We start from the raw sequence: 548 nt of genomic DNA, 5'->3' as shown, positions 1-548 counted from the left end.
GCGAAGTTGTTCGTCGCGACAACTGCCTCTGCCTTCAATTTGGCCGTCTGCGGCGTCGCCTCATACGCAGCTTCGTACACCTGCGATTCCCGTTTGTTTTTGGTCGTTACCGTCAGGTCCACCGAACCGGCTGTAGCTCCGGTGTCCTTCAGGCTAATCGTCACATCTGTCTTGCCCGCTGCTACCGTTCCTGTGCCCAGCAGCGTTTTCAAATCGCCGTGTTTGTAGACCTTGACGATATCCCCCGCTACCAGCGACGTTACTTTTACCGTATCCGGGATGCCCAAATTATTGGTATAAGTGACGTTGCTGCCCGTTGGCGCATCGGTTTGCGGCTCCTTGTCGAAGCTCACTTCCAGTCTTTCGGACACCGTTTTGCCCAGCGCCAGCACGGAAATATACACCTTACCGCCGTCTGCGCCCAATTGCGCAATGCTCAGCGTCGCCGACGTGGCTGTCGCTGCTACAGTTGCCGTAGCCAGCGGCTTGACGTCATCTGTTTTGGCGTATACGTTAACGACGTTGCCGCCCAAAGGAAGACCGGACAC

Annotated in this window: 1 pseudogene; it reads right to left on the bottom strand. The window is 56.4% G+C overall.

The window, feature by feature from the left end:
- A pseudogene (locus B5M42_RS25140) lies at positions 1–548 on the bottom strand (hypothetical protein); the annotation flags it as partial.

Source organism: Paenibacillus athensensis (assembly GCF_004514475.2).
GTDB classification, from domain to species: Bacteria; Bacillota; Bacilli; order Paenibacillales; family NBRC-103111; genus Paenibacillus_AL; species Paenibacillus_AL athensensis.
Note: the sequence above shows the minus strand (reverse complement) of the source record. Positions and strands in the feature narration are given on the sequence as shown.